Below are 16,254 nucleotides of genomic sequence, written 5' to 3' on the forward strand. Positions count from 1 at the left end.
TGATGCATAGGGCCTTGTGGGCGCGCCGTTTCGCGCCCATGGGGCCTTACCGTTTTGCCCCAACGTCCGCCGTAGCCGTTTTCCTGATTTCGCCAGTGAGCAGTACGCGGTGCGCGTGGTCTATTAGACTTGTCTGCACAGTTGCAACCACGACGATCAAGCGGCGAAAGGAGACGCTATGATTTTTCCCGCCCTGCAGGGCCTGCCTCTGCACCGCGTGTTGGTGCGCACCGTCAAGGAATTCCTCGATGACGAGATGTCCACCTATGCCTCGGCACTGGCCTACCAGATGCTGTTCTCGCTGTTCCCTTTCATTCTGTTCCTGATCGCGCTGATCGGTTTCCTGCACCTGCCCGACTTCTTCTCCTGGTTGCGCCTGCAATCGGAACTGGTGCTGCCGCCCCAGGCACTCGAACAAGTCAATCCGGTGATCGACCAGTTGCAGCAATCGAAGGGCGGATTGCTCTCGGTGGGTATCGTCATCGCCCTGTGGACCGCCTCGGCCGGCGTGCGCCTGATGATGAGCGCCATGAACGCTGCCTACGATGTGCCCGAAGGCCGCCCGGTGTGGAAGCGCATTCCGCTGTCGATCTTCTACACCATCGGCATTGCCGGCATGCTGCTGGCCGCTGCCGCACTCATGGTGCTGGGGCCGCAGGTGATGGAGTGGATCGCGGCCCAGGTCGGCCTGCAGGAGGTCATCGTCACCATCTGGACCGTGCTGCGCTGGCCGGCGATCATCATCCTGATGATGGTGGCGGTGGCGCTGATCTACTACGTGATGCCCGACGTTAAGCAGAAATTCCGCTTCATTACCCCAGGTTCCGTACTGGCGGTGGTGGTGTGGATCGTCGCTTCGCTGGGCTTTGCCTACTACGTCAAGACCTTCGCCGACTACAACGCCATGTACGGCAGCATCGGGGCGATCATCGTGCTGTTGCTGTATTTCTATATCTCCGCCGCCGTGCTATTGCTGGGCGCCGAGATGAATGCGGTGATCGAGCACATGTCGGCTGAAGGCAAGAACCCCGGCGAGAAGGAATTCGACGGCGAGCAGCCGAAGGAGACCATCACTGTGCTCGGCCATGAGCATCCCGCGCATGCCGAACCCCAGACCCGTGAGCCGAACCCCTGATGATCCGTGACATCCTCAAGATGGGCGATGAGCGCCTGCTGCGCATCGCACCGCCCGTGCCCGAGCACATGATCGGCAGCCCTGAGCTGCAGCAACTGATCGACGACATGTTCGAGACCATGCGCCACGTCGGTGGTGTCGGCCTGGCCGCGCCGCAGATCGGCATCGACCTGCAACTGGTGATCTTCGGATTCGAGCGCAGCGAGCGCTATCCGGACGCCGAGCCCGTGCCGCAGACCATCCTGCTCAACCCGCTGATCACGCCGATGTCCACCGAGCTCGAGGAGGGTTGGGAAGGGTGCCTGTCGGTGCCGGGCTTGCGCGGTGTCGTGCCCCGCTACAAGCACATCCGCTATGAGGGCCTCGACCCCCAGGGGGCCCCGATCAACCGCTTCGCCGATGGCTTCCATGCGCGGGTGGTGCAGCACGAATGCGACCACCTCATCGGGCGGCTCTACCCATCGCGGATCCAGGACTTTTCCCGCTTCGGCTACACCGAGGTGCTGTTCCCCGGGCTCGACGTTGCCGACGACTGAGCGCACACCATCGCTACCAGCGTTTTGCTGCGCTGGTAGCGGGCCAGCCGCGAGGCCAGTTCGGCGGGCAGAGCGCTCGCCATTGTGAAAGCCTGCCGCGCATAGAAGCTTTGCAGTGCGGGGTGGCAGAACAGCCAGGTCGGGCCTGTCCTGTTGGCCAGCGCTGCGCTGACCAACCCTGCGGCAACACCCTGGCCACGCCACTGCGGCGCCACGAACAGGCCGGTCAGCCAGTGGCCGTCGGCGACGGGCGTCAGGTTCAATGCACCCACCATCGCCTGCGCGCGGGCAACCCACAGTTGGCCTTCTGCACTGGCGCGCATGCGCGAGCCGTGCTGGCGGTAGAAGTGGTCGAGCAGGCGGCGCTGCGAGCGGCAGAGCGGGAGGAATTCGGGCAGGGTCATGGGGGGCTTTGTCGCAGATTGTTGCAAATCTGGCAAGGGTGAATATCCGACTGCAGGGTTCAAGTATTCGGTGGCGGGCGTAGAATTTCACTCATCCCTTCTGCAGTACGACGATGCGGGATCGGTGCTTCGTGTCATCGCCGACGATGACAACTTCTCCCCGCCAGTGACGGCATAAGAAGTCAATCGATCAACGTGATTGCTTTCAAGGCCACAGACTCATGAAAACATTACTCATTCTTGCATTGGTCGGGATGTCTTCGCTCGCCCTCGCGGACGAGGCCAAGACCACCCAGACCCAGCCCCCGGTGCAGTACGATTACTCGATGAACCTGGATATCAAGCGGGTGATCAATCTGTCGACCATCCCCGATGTCTGCGAGGTGGTGCCGGCAACCATGACCTATGAAGATCATCAGGGTCAGGTGCACACCATTCAGTACCGAGCCATGGGCGAGGGTTGCCAGCAGGGGTGAGTGCTATTTGCCTGCCAGCTCGCCAAGTACCGCGCGCACGACGTCCAGCCCTTGCTTGAGCTGCGCGCGGCTGGTGGCGGCCGACAGGCTGATCCGCACTGCCCTCACTTCATCGCCCCCCACCGCGAAGACACTGGCCGGCACCACTTCGACCCCGCGTGCCCGGCACGCCCCTACCAGGGCTTCAGCAGGCCCTGGGGTGTTCACCCAGACATGCGGCGAGGGTTCATCCTGAGCACGCATAGCTTCACCGAATACCCGCCGCGCCAGGCGCCAGCGTTCCCCGATTTCCTCCCGTTGCCAAGCCAGTCGCCGCGCGGCTGTGCCATTGGCGATCCATTGGCAGGCGATGCGCAGGTTCAGCGGTGACACCGGCCAGTGCGTGGCCCGGGCATGCGGGTCGATGTGTTCCAGCACCGATGCCGGTGCGGCGATCCAGCCCAGGCGCAGCCCCGCTGCGACCGTCTTGGACAAGCTGCTGACGAGTATCCCCTGGCCGTCGAGCAAGGGGTACAAGGGCGCCCGCTCGCTCAGCGCGCCATAGACATCGTCCTCGATCACCCGCAGGCCGTGGCGCTTCACCACCTCGGCGACGGCCTGGCGACGGCTGTCGCCCATGCACGCCCCGGTGGGGTTGTGCAGGGTGGGTGTGGTCACCAGCACCCTGGCGCCGCTGGCCCGCGTCACCCGGTCGAGCTCATCCGGGCGCAGCCCTTGGTGATCCAGGGCCACGCCATGCACTGGCAGGCGCAACTGGCGACACGCAGCCTTGATCCCTGGTGCGGTCAGGGCTTCGACCATGACCGCCTCGCCAGGCTGGCACAGCGACTGCAGCACACAGGCCAGCCCTTGCTGGGCGCCGCCGCACAACAGCAGGTCGTCAGCGCCCAGCGTCAGCCCGCGCTGGGCCAGCCAGCGTGCGCCATGCACGCGACCGAGCAGCAACTGGTCGTGATCGAGGTAGTGATCGAGCAGGTTGAGGTCGTCCGCCCGCAGCAATGCCTGGAGGCTGTGCTGCAGGTCGTGCGGGTGCGGATCGGCCACGGGTACGTTGGTCGACAGGTCGATCAGCGACGAATGCCGGTCGTGCTGCTTGAGGCGAAACAGCGTTGCTTCCTTGCTACCCGCCAATACGTAGGTACCTCGCCCGACTTCGCCGGCCACCAGATGTCGCGCGGCAGCTTCGCGGTAAGCCTGCTGGGTGGTGCTCGGGTTGAGCCCCAGCTTCCAGGCCAGGCGCCGTTGTGGCGGCAGACGTTCCCCTACCTTGAGTTCACCGCGCTCGATGGCGGCGGCGATAGCATCGACCAGTGCCAGGTAGCGGGGTTGGGCGTCGTCGATCAGTTCCGGGGTCCACACGAAATTGCTACCCATGCAATATAAGGTTTGACCCATACAATGCCCGGCGCTCAGGATCGTCGCAACTGCCCTCGATGAAGGATGATCGCCATGTTCGACCTCACAGCCCTGCGCGAAGCCGCCGATTTCGTTCACCAGCATGTGCCTGCGACGCCACAGCGCGTCTGGCCGTTGCTCGCCGAGCGGGCCGGCTGCCAACTGTGGGTCAAGCATGAGAACCATGCGCCGACTGGCGCATTCAAGGTACGCGGCGGGCTGGTCTATGTGCGCTCGCTGCTGGCCAGCGGTGATGTGCCTCAGGGGCTGGTCACCGCCACCCGCGGCAATCACGGCCAGAGCATGGCCCTGGCGGCGCGCCAGGCAGGCTTGCCCCTGGTGATCGTGGTGCCCGAAGGCAACTCGCGGGAGAAGAACGCCGCCATGCGTGCGCTGGGTGCCGAACTGATCGAGCACGGTGTCGATTTCGACGTGGCCCGTGAGTACGCCGCCCAGCTGGCCGAACAGCGCGGCTACCGGATGGTGCCCTCGTTCCACCCTGAGCTGGTGCGCGGCGTAGCGACCTATGCGCTGGAGCTGTTCGAGGCCGTGTCGGACCTCGACACCGTGTATGTGCCGATCGGCATGGGTTCGGGCATTTGCGGGCTGATCCAGGCGCGCAACCTGCTGGGGCTGCGGACCGAGATCGTTGGCGTGGTGTCCAGCGCCGCGGATGCCTATGCACAGAGCTTCGAGCTGGGGCGTATCGTCACCACGGCCACCGCCGACACCTTTGCCGACGGCATGGCCTGCCGCGTGCCGCACCCGGACGCCTTCGCCCTGGTGCGTGAGCATGCCACGCGCATCGTCCGGGTGAGCGATGACGAAATCGCCCAGGCCATGCGCCTCTACCACGAAACCACCCACAACACCGCCGAAGGCGCGGGCGCCGCAGCGCTGGCCGCACTGCTGCAGGAGCGCGAACGCCAGCAGGGCAGGAGGGTTGCGGTGGTGTTGAGCGGGGCCAACGTGGACCGAGCGCGTTATGCGCAGGTGCTGGCTGGGTAAAGACAGCGAAGGCCTGTCGACACAGGCCGATAACGGAAAACCGCAAAAAGTTTTCCAGCGTTGTCGATTCCTCCCATCCCTAGTCGACCATCAGTGAAGGCGCCGCAAACACTCGGCGCCACCCACTGATGACCTGCTGGAGGCTTGCCCATGAATACCCCCGCCGAAACCGAAATCCGTCAACTCATCGACGGCTGGATCCAGGCTGTGCGCAAGCGCGACCTGCCGGCCATCGTCGCGCCCTATGCCGATGACATCGTTGCCTTCGACGCCATCCAGGCCCTGCAATTCAAGGGTAAGGCTGCCTACCAGGCGCATTGGGAAATGTGCATGGGCTTTTGCACCGGTCCGATGGTCTTCGAGGTGGCCGAGCTGGACGTTCAGGCCGATGGCGACCTGGCCCTGGCGCATTGGCTCAACCGCTGCGGCCCGGCCGACGATGAAAGCCAGTGCGGCTTCATGCGCGTCACGGTGGGCTATCGTCGTAGTGCAGGGCGCTGGCAGGTGATCCATGAGCACTGGTCGGCACCGTTCGACATGGAAACCCAGAAGGCTCGCTTCGACCTCAAGCCCTGAACCGTACGTCAGCTGGAGACGATCATGAAATACCTGTGCCTGGTCTATTGTGACGAGGGGCTGCTGCACAGCCTGCCCGACAGCCCCGAAGACGCCGAGTGCATGGCTTACGCCGAGTCCCTGCACGGCTCAGGGCGGATGCTTGCGGCCGAGGCGCTCAAGCCGGTGCAGACGGCCACCACCGTGCGCATGCGCGCTGGCAAGATGAGCCTGACCGACGGGCCCTTTGCGGAAACCAAGGAGCAACTGGCCGGCTTCTACCTGGTCGATGCCCGCGACCTCAACGAGGCACTGAACATCGCCAAAGGTATTCCGGCGGCGCGGGTCGGCAGTGTCGAAGTGAGGCCGGTGCGCGAACTGCAACCCTGATGACGGGAGGTCAGCCAAGATGACGCCGCGGACCGCAACACGATGACGGGTGATGAGCTGCATGCCCAGGTCGAGGTTATCTACCGCCGCGACTCGCGGCGCATCCTGGCGACCCTGATCCGTCTGTTGGGTGATTTCGACCTCGCCGAGGAGGCCCTGCATGATGCCTTCTTCATTGCCGTCGAACGCTGGCAGCGCGACGGCATGCCGGCCAACCCGCGGGCCTGGCTGGTCTCGGCCGGGCGTTTCAAGGCCATCGATGCCTTGCGCCGCCGCGCCCGTTTCGACCGCTCGCAGGCACAGCTGATCATGCAACTCGAAGACCCGGCGCAGGATCCGAGCGAGGAGGAACTGCTCGCTGACGACCGTTTGCGCTTGATCTTCACCTGTTGCCACCCGGCGTTGTCCGCCGATGCCCAGGTCCCTTTGACCCTGCGTGAGGTGTGCGACCTGACCACCGAGCAGATCGCCCGCGCGTTCCTGCAATCGCCCTCGACCATCGCCCAGCGCATCGTGCGGGCCAAGGCCAAGATCCGCGATGCACGAATTCCCTACCAGGTGCCCGCCATGGGCGAACTGGCAGAGCGCCTGGAAAGTGTGTTGCGGGTGATTTACCTGGTGTTCAACGAAGGCTATTCGGCATCGGCAGGGGAAGACCTGGTGCAGCGCGACCTGTGCGACGAGGCGATTCGCCTGGGGCGGCTGCTGGCGCAACTGCTGCCAGACCCGGAGGTGTTCGGCCTGCTGGCGTTGATGCTGTTGCAGGCCTCGCGGCTGCGGGCGCGCACCGATGGCGAAGGCGAGCTGGTGCTGCTCGACCAGCAGGACCGTAGCCTGTGGGACAAGGCACAGATCGAGGAGGGGTGCGCCCTGGTGCGTCATGCGCTGGGCAGCCGTGATATCGGGCCCTACAGCGTGCAGGCGGCGATCGCTGCGGTGCATGCCGAGGCCGCCAGCGCCCAGGAGACCGACTGGGCAGAGATCGTCGGCCTGTATGACGTGTTGCTGCGGCACTGGCCGTCACCTGTGATCGAACTCAACCGCGCAGTGGCGCTGGCCAGCCGTGACGGCGCGGCGGCGGGCCTGGCAGAGGTGGAGGCGATTCTGGGGCGGGGCGAGTTGCTCGACTACCATCTGGCCCACGCGGCACAGGCTCAGTTGCACGGGCAATTGGGGCATGTGCAGCAGGCCCGGGAGGCGTGGGTCAGGGCGCTGGCGCTGGCCCGCCAGGAACCTGAGCGGCGGCATATCGAGCGCTGCCTGAGGGCGTTGGAGCCCTGTCGCAGGTAGATCCGCGACAGGATACTGCTCGGTCAGCCGGCGACAAAGTTCGGCGGCGATACCAGCTCCACTGTCTGCTGCTTGCGGGGTGCCAGGATCTCGGCCTCGCCCTCGACTACCAGTTCGTCGTTCTGGTTGTACACGTTGGTGGCGATGCGCACCTTGAACTTGGGCAGCTTCTCGAGGATTTCCAGGCGTACCGTCAGGGTATCGCCAATCTTCACCGGCTTCTGGAAGCTCATCTTCTGCCCCAGGTAGATGGTGCCGGGCCCTGGCAGGGTGCAGGCAACCGCAGCGCTGATCAGTGCGCCGCTGAACATGCCGTGGGCGATGCGCTCGCGGAACATGCTCTTGGCCGCGAACTCGGCGTCCAGATGCACGGGGTTGTGGTCACCGGACATGGCGGCGAACAGCTGGATGTCGCGTTCTTCCACCGATTTTTCATAGCTGGCTTTCTGGCCGACTTCGAGGGCTTCGTAGGGCGTGTTGGTGACCTGGGTCATCAGGGCTTCCTTGGAGGGACGAGGTGGTGCACATCATTCGCTGCGGGCAGGGCGGCCAAGGGCCAGTGCCTGCTCCAGCCAGGCAATGATGTCGTGGGTGACCTCGTCGCGATTGGTTTCGTTGAGCACTTCGTGGCGTGCCTGCGGGTAGACGCGCAATTGTACATGGCGATTGCCGGTCGCGCGCAGGGCGTTGGCCAGGTGGGTGAGACGCTTGCCAGCGCTGACCGGATCACATTCGCCGCCGATCACCAGCATCGGCAGGTTCGGATCGATCTGCGCCAGATGGCGCGGTTGGCTGATCTGTGCCAGGCCTTGCAACAGGTCGAGCCACAGCTGGTTGCTACAACGAAAGCCGCACAGCGGGTCGTCGACGTAGGCGTCGACCTCGGCCGGGTCGCGGCTGAGCCAGTCGAACGCCGTGCGGTTGGGTTTGAAGGCCTTGTTGAACGAGCCGAACGACAGCCAGTCGATCAGCGCGCTCTTGCCCTCCGCCCCCTGGCGCCAGGCCTCCAGGCGGGCGATCAGGCGTGCTGCGCGATAGAGCGCAGCCGGCTGGAAGTTCGAGCCGCTGAGCACCGCCCCGTGCAGGCTGCCACTGTGGTGCAGCAGGTACGCCTGAGCGATGTAGCTGCCCATGCTGTGGCCGAACAGGAACAGCGGCGTGCCGGGGAACTGCTGGCCGATGTGCTGGCTGAGCAGGCCCAGGTCGTTGACCACCGTGTTCCAGCCGTGGTGGTGGGCGAACAGGCCGAGGCTACCTAGCTCTGCGGTGCGGCCGTGGCCACGCAGATCAGGGGCGAACAGGGCAAAGCCGGCATCGTTCAGCGCATGGCCCAGGCGCCGGTAGCGCCCGGCGTGCTCGGCCATGCCATGGGCCAGCAGCACCACGGCCTTGACCGGGGTCTGCGGCAGCCACTGGTGGACGTACAGACTGCAGTGCTCGCTGGCGGGCAGCCAGAAGGCGTCGTGGGCCATGGAAAATCCTTTGTGCACGGGATTGAGCTCAGTGTATGCACAATGACCAGGATTGCAGCAGGGGCACAAATAAGATTCACAATGTTAATGGCAGCCCTTGGCGTATTTGCCACCTCCGGCTTACCTGCTAACGTCGGCTCAACGCCTTTTTGCCGTTGGGCAATCAGGTCATGGACGGTTCAGGCTGAGGAACAACAATAAATGCAAGCCGACTTCTGGAATGACAAGCGCCCGGCGGGCGTGCCTTCCACCATAGACATCACTGCTTACAAATCCGTCGTCGAAGTGTTCGAGCGTTCCTGCAAGCGCTTCGCCGACCGCCCGGCGTTCAGCAACCTCGGCGTCACCCTCAGTTACGCCGAACTGGAGCGCCATTCGGCGGCCTTTGCGGCCTGGTTGCAACAGCACACCGATCTCAAGCCCGGTGATCGCATCGCCGTGCAGATGCCCAATGTCCTGCAATACCCCATCGCCGTCTTCGGCGCGATGCGCGCCGGGCTGATCGTGGTCAACACCAACCCGCTGTACACCGAGCGCGAGATGCGCCACCAGTTCAAGGATTCCGGCGCCCGTGCGCTGGTGTACCTGAACATGTTCGGCCAGCGCGTGCAGACGGTGTTGCCCGACACCGGCATCGAATACCTGATCGAGGCGAAGATGGGCGACCTGCTGCCGGCCGCCAAGGGCTGGCTGGTCAACACGGTGGTCGACAAGCTGAAGAAGATGGTGCCGGCCTACCGCCTGCCCCAGGCCGTGTCGTTCAAGCAGGTACTGCGCGAGGGCCGTGAACTCACGTACAAACCGGTGGTGCAGACGCTCGAGGATGTCGCCGTATTGCAATACACCGGCGGCACCACGGGGCTGGCCAAGGGCGCGATGCTCACCCACGGCAACCTGGTCGCCAACATGCTGCAGGTGCTGGCCTGCTTCGCCCAGCACGGGCCCGACGGCCAGCCGCTGATCAAGGAAGGGCAGGAGGTGATGATCGCGCCACTGCCGCTGTATCACATCTATGCCTTCACTGCGAACTGCATGTGCATGATGGTCACGGGCAATCACAACGTACTGATCACCAATCCGCGCGACATTCCGGGCTTCATCAAGGAGCTGGGCAAGTGGCGCTTTTCGGCATTGCTGGGCTTGAACACCCTGTTCGTCGCGCTGATGGACAACCCGGGCTTCAAGTCGCTGGATTTCTCGGCGCTGAAGGTCACCAACTCCGGCGGCACAGCGTTGGTCAAGGCCACCGCCGAGCGCTGGGAGAGCCTGACCGGCTGTCGCATCGTCGAGGGTTACGGCCTGACCGAAACCTCACCGGTGGCGAGCACCAACCCCTACGGGCAACTGGCGCGGCTGGGTACGGTGGGCATCCCGGTGGTCGGCACCGCGTTCAAGGTCATCGACGACGACGGCAACGAGATGCCGCTGGGCGAACGCGGCGAACTGTGCATCAAGGGGCCGCAGGTCATGAAGGGCTATTGGCAACAGCCGGAGGCGACAGCCCAGGCGCTGGATGCCGACGGCTGGTTCAAGACCGGTGACATCGCGGTGATCGACCCGGACGGCTTCACCCGCATCGTCGACCGCAAGAAGGACATGATCATCGTCTCGGGCTTCAACGTGTATCCCAACGAGATCGAGGACGTGGTCATGGGCCACCCGCAGGTGGCCAGTTGCGCGGTGATCGGCGTGCCCGACGAACGCTCCGGCGAAGCGGTAAAACTGTTCGTGGTTCCTCGGGCGGGCGGTGTCAGCGTCGAGGAGCTCAAGACCTTCTGCAAGGCCAACTTCACCGGCTACAAGGTGCCCAAGCACATCGTGCTGCGCGATTCACTGCCCATGACGCCGGTAGGCAAGATCCTGCGTCGGGAGTTGCGCGACATCGCCTGAAATCCACCGTACCTGCGGGAGCAACTTCCTTGCTCAAGATTTAAAGTCCAGCCCAATCCCTGTGGGAGCGGGCTGGTCCCGCGATCGGGCGCGAAGCGGCCGTAGAACCTGGCAACGAGATTTATCAGGACGATCTCGACTGTCTGGCTTGCGGCCGCTGCGCGCCCGATCGCGGGACAAGCCCGCTCCTACAGGGACCGAGTCGGTTGCAGCACGCACCGCAATGCGACATTTTGATTAAATACTCTAGAAATGACTTAAAAGTTTCATTGAGTCACTTTGGTGACTATTGAGGCTTGCGAAGCCCTCTAGGCGACCCCAGGCAAAGCTGTTACTCTCGGCGCGCTTTCAGATGATGCGGTTTGCAATGAATCCCTTCATCTCATATCAATAATAAACGCATCGACGCGTGAAGAATTCGCTGTTGCTAAAGGAGTGGGCTTCCATGATCGAACATTTTTGGAAGGATAAATACCCAGCCGGAATTACGGCGGAAATCAATCCTGACGAATTCCCCAACATCCAGGCCGTACTGAAGCAATCCTGCCAGCGTTTCGCCGACAAACCGGCGTTCAGCAACCTCGGCAAGACCCTCACCTACGGTGAGCTGTATACCCTGTCCGGCGCTTTCGCGGCCTGGCTGCAACAGCACACCGACCTCAAGCCCGGCGATCGCATCGCCGTGCAACTGCCCAATGTACTGCAATATCCCGTCGCTGTGTTCGGTGCCATGCGCGCCGGCCTGGTCGTGGTCAACACCAACCCGCTGTACACCGCGCGTGAACTCGAGCATCAGTTCACCGACTCCGGTGCCAAGGCCGTGGTGTGCCTGGCCAACATGGCGCACCTGGTCGAGAAGGTCCTGCCCAAGACCCAGGTCAAGCACGTCATCGTCACCGAGGTGGCCGACCTGCTGCCACCGCTCAAGCGCGTGCTGATCAACAGCGTCATCAAGTATGTGAAGAAGATGGTGCCGGCCTACAGCCTGCCCCAGGCGGTGCGCTTCAACGACGCACTGGCCAAGGGCCGCGGCCAGCCGGTCATCGAAGCCAGCCCGCAAGCCAATGACGTGGCTGTGCTGCAATACACCGGCGGCACTACGGGTGTGGCCAAGGGCGCGATGCTGACCCACCGCAACCTGGTCTCCAACATGCTGCAGTGCCGCGCCTTGATGGGCTCGAACCTGCAGGAAGGCTCCGAGATCATCATCACGCCGCTGCCGCTGTACCACATCTATGCGTTCACCTTCCATTGCATGGCCATGATGCTGATCGGCAACCACAACGTGCTGATCAGCAACCCGCGCGACCTGCCGGCGATGGTCAAGGAACTGGGCAAGTGGAAGTTCAGCGGTTTCGTCGGGCTGAACACCCTGTTCGTTGCCCTGTGCAACAACGAAACCTTCCGCAGCCTGGACTTCTCGGCGCTGAAGGTGACCCTTTCCGGCGGTATGGCCCTGCAACTGAGCGTGGCCGAGCGCTGGAAGGCGGTCACCGGCTGCGCCATCTGCGAAGGCTACGGCATGACCGAGACCAGCCCGGTGGCGGCGGTCAACCCGTCCGAAGCCAACCAGATCGGCACCATCGGTATCCCGGTGCCGTCCACCCTGTGCAAGGTCATCGACGACAGCGGCCAGGAACTGCCGCTGGGCGAAGTCGGCGAGCTGTGCATCAAGGGCCCGCAGGTGATGAAGGGCTACTGGCAGCGCGAAGACGCCACTGCCGAGATCCTCGACAGCGAAGGCTGGCTGAAGACTGGCGACATCGCGGTGATTCAGCCCGACGGCTACATGCGCATCGTCGACCGCAAGAAGGACATGATCCTGGTCTCGGGCTTCAACGTGTACCCCAACGAGCTGGAAGACGTGCTGGTCGCCCTGCCGGGCGTGCTGCAATGTGCCGCGATCGGCGTGCCTGACGAGAAGTCGGGCGAGGTGATCAAGGTGTTCATCGTCGCCAAGCCAGGTGTCACGCTGACCAAGGAACAGGTGATGGAGCACATGCGTGCCAACGTCACCGGCTACAAGGTCCCGCGGTTCATCGAGTTCCGCGATGCCCTGCCGACCACCAACGTCGGCAAGATCCTGCGTCGTGAGTTGCGCGACGAAGAGATGAAGAAGCTGGGGCTGAAGAAGATCGCCTGATTCACACCGGCCCGCTCCTGCAAGAGCGGGCCGGTTTTGGTTTCAGCGCAACTTTTCCAGCATCTGGTAGTACCACATCCCCACCGACAGCAGCGGATTGCCCAGCAAATCCCCCATCGGCACCTTGATGTGCTTGCACGCGGCAAAGGTGTCGAACTTCTCCAGCGTCCCGGTCAACGCCTCGGCCATGATCTCGCCCATGATGTGGCTGGTCGCGATGCCATGCCCGGAGTAACCCTGGCAGTACCAGACGTTGTCCGACAGCTTGCCCAGCTGTGGGATGCGGTTGACCACGATGCCCATGGCGCAGCTCCACTTGAATTCGATCGGCACGCCCTTGAGCGCCGGGAAGGTGCGCTCGATGCAAGGGCGCAGCTCGGCTTCGATGTCCCGCGAATCACGCCCCGAATAGTTGGCGCCACCTCCGAACAGCAGGCGCTTGTCGGCGGTCAGGCGGTAGTAGTCGAGCACGAAGCGACAGTCGTACACCGCCAGGTCCTCGGGGTTGATCTGCTCGGCCAGCTCGCCCAGCGGCGCGGTGGTGACGATCCCGCCCATGGCCGGGAAGATCTTGCCCTTGAGCTGGCGCTGCTCGAGCTTGTGGTACACATCGCCCGCCAACAGGATCTGGCGCGCCTCGATTCGACCATTGGCGGTAACCACTGCCGGACTCGGACCGTGGACGATATCCAGCACTTCCGAATTTTCGAAGATCAGCGCGCCGAGGCTGTGCGCAGCCCGCGCCTCGCCCAGGCACAGGTTGAGCGGATGCAGGTGCAAGTTGCGCGTATTCTTCAGTGCCCCGAGGTACAGCGGGCTTTGCAGGTGGCGCGAGATGCCCTGGCGGTCGAGCAGTTGCACCTGGTCGCCCATGCCACGGCGCTGGGCCTCGGCTTCGAAGGCGCGCAGTTCCTCCAGGTGCGACGGCTTCATTGCGGCATGCAGGTGGCCGCGCTTGAGGTCGCACTGGATGCCGTAGCGCGCCACGCGCTGTTCGATGATCTGGTGCCCGCGCCAGCGCAGGTGCCAGATGAAATCGTCTACCTCGCTGCCGAGCCGGTCACGCATCTGCGTGCGCATGGCCTCGTCGCCGGACAGGCTGCCAGTCACCTGGCCACCATTGCGCCCGCTGGCGCCCCAGCCGATGCGGTTGGTCTCGACGATGGCGACCTTCAGCCCGCGCTCGGCCAGCTCCACGGCGGTGGCGACGCCGGTGAAGCCGCCACCGATGATCGCCACATCAACCTGCTCGGTGCCGTTGAGCGTCGGGTACTCGGTCCGATCGTTGAGGGTGGCGCTGTAGTAGGACGGTGCGCGCTGGGCCGGGCCGTTGTTCAGTGCTGCGTTCATGGGGTGTTCCTTGTTCTGAATAGGGTAGGGCTCAGGCCTGGTGCAGGTACCAGCGCCAGTCCTGTTCGCTGACTTCGGCCATGAACTGGCGGTATTCGGCGCGTTTGACCTTCAGGTATACCCCGAGGAACGCATCGCCCAGCGCTTCGCGAGCCCAAACCGAGTGCTCCAGTGCATCGAGGGCGGTGAGCCAGTCGGTGGGCAGGTGCTCGGTGGCCTGGGCATAGCCGTTGCCCTCGACCGGAGCGCCGGGGTCCAGTTGTTCGCGAATGCCTTGGTGCGTGGCGGCGAGAATGGCCGCGGCAGCCAGATAAGGGTTGGCATCGGCGCCGCAGATACGGTGCTCGATGTGTCGGCTGGGGGCCGGGCCGCCGGGTACGCGCAGGCTCACGGTGCGGTTGTCGACACCCCAGGTCGGCGCCAGCGGCGCATAACTGTTGGTCTGGAAGCGGCGGAACGAGTTGGCGTTGGGGCAGAACAGCAGCAGCGAATCGCGCAGGTGGCGCAGCATGCCCGCCACGGCCTGGCGCAGCAGCGGCGTACCGGCCGGGTCTTCGCTGGCGAACAGGTTGCGGCCTTCGCTGTCAGCCAGGCTCAGGTGCATGTGCATGCCGGTGCCGGCGATCTGGGCGAAGGGCTTGGCCATGAAGCAGGCCTGCATGCCGTGGGCATGGGCCACGCCCTTGACCAGGCGCTTGTAGCGCACGGCCTGGTCCATCGCTGCCAGCGCATCGCCGTGCTCCAGGGTGATTTCCACCTGGCCGGGGGCATACTCGGAAATCGCCGTGCGTGCCGGAATGCCCTGGGCCTTGCAGGCGGCATACAGGTCGGCGAGGAAGGGCTCGATCTGTTCCAGCTCACGCAGGCCATAAACCTGTGTGCTGCGTGGTCGGCCGCCGTCGCTGTCGAGCGCCGGTTGCGGGCGGCCCTGGGCATCGCGCTGCTGGTCGAGCAGGTAGAACTCCAGCTCGCAGGCCATCACCGGGTGATAACCGTCGGCCTTCAGGGCCTCGATGGTGCGCAGCAGGACATGGCGCGGGTCTGCAATGCTGGCGGGCAGGCCTTCGCTGGGGTGCATGCTGACCTGCACTGCGGCGGTCGGCACCCGGCGCCAGGGAAGGCGTACCAGGCTGGCGTCCAGGGGGTAGGCGCGGCAGTCGATGTCACCGACATCCCAGACCAGGCCCGAATTTTCCACATCGTCGCCATTGAGGGTCAGGCCAAGGATGGTGCTGGGCAGCGGCCGGCCGCTTTCATACACCGCCATCAGCTCGTCACGGTGCAGCAGCTTGCCGCGCGGCACGCCGTTGGCGTCGAGGATGAACAGTTCGATCAGGTCGATGTCGGGGTTTTCGGCCAGGAAACGGCGGGCTTGCTCGGGGTTGGCAAAGTGCATGGGGGCTCGCTCGCGCCCCTGTCGTTCAGGGGCGCACAAGACCACCGCGGGTTGGCGCGGTGCGTCGGACGGATTCAGGCAGCCGCAGGGCTGCGGTAGGCGTCAATGGACAGCGAGCGAGGTATCCGGCGGGCGAGCATGGCGGCAGTGCCACAGGGCCCAGAAGGCGAGGATAACGTGGACCAGCGGATTTTCACCGGCGCGGGCCCTGACCTTCGGCAGCGAAGGGCGTGACAGCGGGGGCGCGGTGATCGGGTCGGGAATCATGCCCTGGATACTCACATGGTGGATAAGGTTGATTAAAGCAGTGAATGGCGACGTTCACTCCAGAAGTGGCTAAACATTTGCGCCGCTTGGTGATTGGGTTTCGGAGTAGTCCTACGAGATGTTCAGACCGTAATGGATAGGGGGCCACAGTCCAGCAGCCTGATGCTGATCATTTAATCCGGGGTAGTGATGGCTGACGTCTTTGCAATTGGCTTCATCTGCATGCTCGCGGTAGGCGTCGACTGGCTATTCCGGTCTAGCAGGCTCCGAGTGTTCATGTATCTGGTTTTCATGGCAGCAGCGATTACGAGTTGCGCGAAACTGGGTGAGCACGAAAACCTGTTGCTCGACGGTTTGGTCTGGACCGTCTTTTTCACAGTGGCTGGCACACGACTGCTGTTCAAGCGTTCGCGGTATTTCGAACGGGATCGGGGCTGATCGGAAATTGCCGGGGTGCACGCTCGCGTAGGGGGTAACTGTCTTGTTCAAAATCTGATAGCCAGCTCAGTCCTTGTGGGAGCGGGCTTGCCCGCGAAGAGGCCGGTAC

15 protein-coding genes are annotated in these 16,254 nt (G+C 64.0%); 9 read left to right on the forward strand and 6 right to left on the reverse strand.

What is annotated here, in order from left to right; genetic code table 11:
* The first annotated feature begins 178 nt into the window (after window positions 1-178).
* Together AB688_RS09630 and def are read left to right on the forward strand one after the other, a co-directional pair.
* Window positions 179-1,135, forward strand: coding sequence for a YihY/virulence factor BrkB family protein (locus tag AB688_RS09630; protein ID WP_054893318.1), 957 nt, complete (start codon window positions 179-181; stop codon window positions 1,133-1,135).
* Window positions 1,135-1,671: a peptide deformylase gene (gene def / locus AB688_RS09635; protein WP_063543696.1), complete on the forward strand. Its 537-nt coding sequence runs from the start codon at window positions 1,135-1,137 to the stop codon at window positions 1,669-1,671. The genes AB688_RS09630 and def overlap by 1 nt, the downstream gene beginning before the upstream one ends.
* Here the strand turns inward: def and AB688_RS09640 are convergent.
* Window positions 1,626-2,075, reverse strand: a complete 450-nt coding sequence (locus tag AB688_RS09640) for a GNAT family N-acetyltransferase (RefSeq protein WP_063543698.1) — start codon at window positions 2,073-2,075, stop codon at window positions 1,626-1,628. The two genes, def and AB688_RS09640, sit on opposite strands and share 46 nt — an antisense overlap.
* A 221-nt stretch (window positions 2,076-2,296) precedes the next feature.
* Between AB688_RS09640 and AB688_RS09645 the strand changes: the two genes are divergently transcribed.
* Window positions 2,297-2,551 (forward strand): DUF2790 domain-containing protein, encoded by a 255-nt coding sequence (locus AB688_RS09645; RefSeq protein WP_054893315.1) that lies wholly within the window; start codon window positions 2,297-2,299, stop codon window positions 2,549-2,551.
* Window positions 2,552-2,554: 3 nt separating this feature from the next.
* Here AB688_RS09645 and AB688_RS09650 read toward each other — a convergent pair whose 3' ends face one another.
* A complete protein-coding gene (locus AB688_RS09650; RefSeq protein WP_155738195.1) occupies window positions 2,555-3,925 on the reverse strand; it encodes a PLP-dependent aminotransferase family protein in 1,371 nt (456 codons plus the stop codon).
* A 75-nt stretch (window positions 3,926-4,000) separates the two neighbouring features.
* On the opposite strand from AB688_RS09650, the gene AB688_RS09655 reads away from it, so the two are divergent.
* The 4 genes from AB688_RS09655 (at window position 4,001) to AB688_RS09670 (ending at window position 7,189) form a co-directional block, all read left to right on the forward strand.
* The gene (locus AB688_RS09655; RefSeq protein WP_063543700.1) at window positions 4,001-4,954 is read left to right on the forward strand and encodes a threonine dehydratase; all 954 of its coding nucleotides are present in this window, start codon (window positions 4,001-4,003) and stop codon (window positions 4,952-4,954) included.
* A 150-nt stretch (window positions 4,955-5,104) separates the two neighbouring features.
* Window positions 5,105-5,530 (forward strand): YybH family protein, encoded by a 426-nt coding sequence (locus AB688_RS09660; protein WP_063543702.1) that lies wholly within the window; start codon window positions 5,105-5,107, stop codon window positions 5,528-5,530.
* 24 nt (window positions 5,531-5,554) lie between these two features.
* On the forward strand, window positions 5,555-5,899 hold the full coding sequence (locus tag AB688_RS09665) for a YciI family protein (RefSeq protein WP_063543704.1): 345 nt from the start codon (window positions 5,555-5,557) through the stop codon (window positions 5,897-5,899).
* Window positions 5,900-5,941: 42 nt separating this feature from the next.
* Window positions 5,942-7,189, forward strand: coding sequence for an RNA polymerase sigma factor (locus tag AB688_RS09670; protein ID WP_054893312.1), 1,248 nt, complete (start codon window positions 5,942-5,944; stop codon window positions 7,187-7,189).
* 23 nt (window positions 7,190-7,212) lie between these two features.
* Here the strand turns inward: AB688_RS09670 and AB688_RS09675 are convergent, their stop codons facing one another.
* Window positions 7,213-7,683 carry a MaoC family dehydratase gene (locus AB688_RS09675; RefSeq protein WP_054893311.1) on the reverse strand — a complete coding sequence of 157 codons (471 nt, stop codon included), beginning with the start codon at window positions 7,681-7,683 and terminating at the stop codon, window positions 7,213-7,215.
* Window positions 7,684-7,716: 33 nt separating this feature from the next.
* Window positions 7,717-8,661 (reverse strand): alpha/beta hydrolase, encoded by a 945-nt coding sequence (locus AB688_RS09680; RefSeq protein WP_063543706.1) that lies wholly within the window; start codon window positions 8,659-8,661, stop codon window positions 7,717-7,719.
* 201 nt (window positions 8,662-8,862) lie between these two features.
* On the opposite strand from AB688_RS09680, the gene fadD2 reads away from it, so the two are divergent.
* Complete coding sequence (fadD2, locus tag AB688_RS09685; protein ID WP_063543708.1) at window positions 8,863-10,551, forward strand: long-chain-fatty-acid--CoA ligase FadD2; 1,689 nt, start codon at window positions 8,863-8,865, stop codon at window positions 10,549-10,551.
* 445 nt (window positions 10,552-10,996) lie between these two features.
* The gene (gene fadD1, locus AB688_RS09690) at window positions 10,997-12,694 is read left to right on the forward strand and encodes a long-chain-fatty-acid--CoA ligase FadD1 (RefSeq protein ID WP_054893308.1); all 1,698 of its coding nucleotides are present in this window, start codon (window positions 10,997-10,999) and stop codon (window positions 12,692-12,694) included.
* A 42-nt stretch (window positions 12,695-12,736) separates the two neighbouring features.
* Here the strand turns inward: fadD1 and AB688_RS09695 are convergent, their stop codons facing one another.
* Both AB688_RS09695 and AB688_RS09700 read right to left on the reverse strand, forming a co-directional pair.
* A complete protein-coding gene (locus AB688_RS09695) occupies window positions 12,737-14,044 on the reverse strand; it encodes an NAD(P)/FAD-dependent oxidoreductase (RefSeq protein WP_063543710.1) in 1,308 nt (435 codons plus the stop codon).
* Window positions 14,045-14,075: 31 nt separating this feature from the next.
* On the reverse strand, window positions 14,076-15,440 hold the full coding sequence (locus AB688_RS09700; protein WP_063543712.1) for a glutamine synthetase family protein: 1,365 nt from the start codon (window positions 15,438-15,440) through the stop codon (window positions 14,076-14,078).
* Window positions 15,441-16,254 lie beyond the last annotated feature (814 nt).

This window comes from Pseudomonas putida (assembly GCF_001636055.1).
GTDB classification, from domain to species: domain Bacteria; phylum Pseudomonadota; class Gammaproteobacteria; order Pseudomonadales; family Pseudomonadaceae; genus Aquipseudomonas; species Aquipseudomonas machongensis.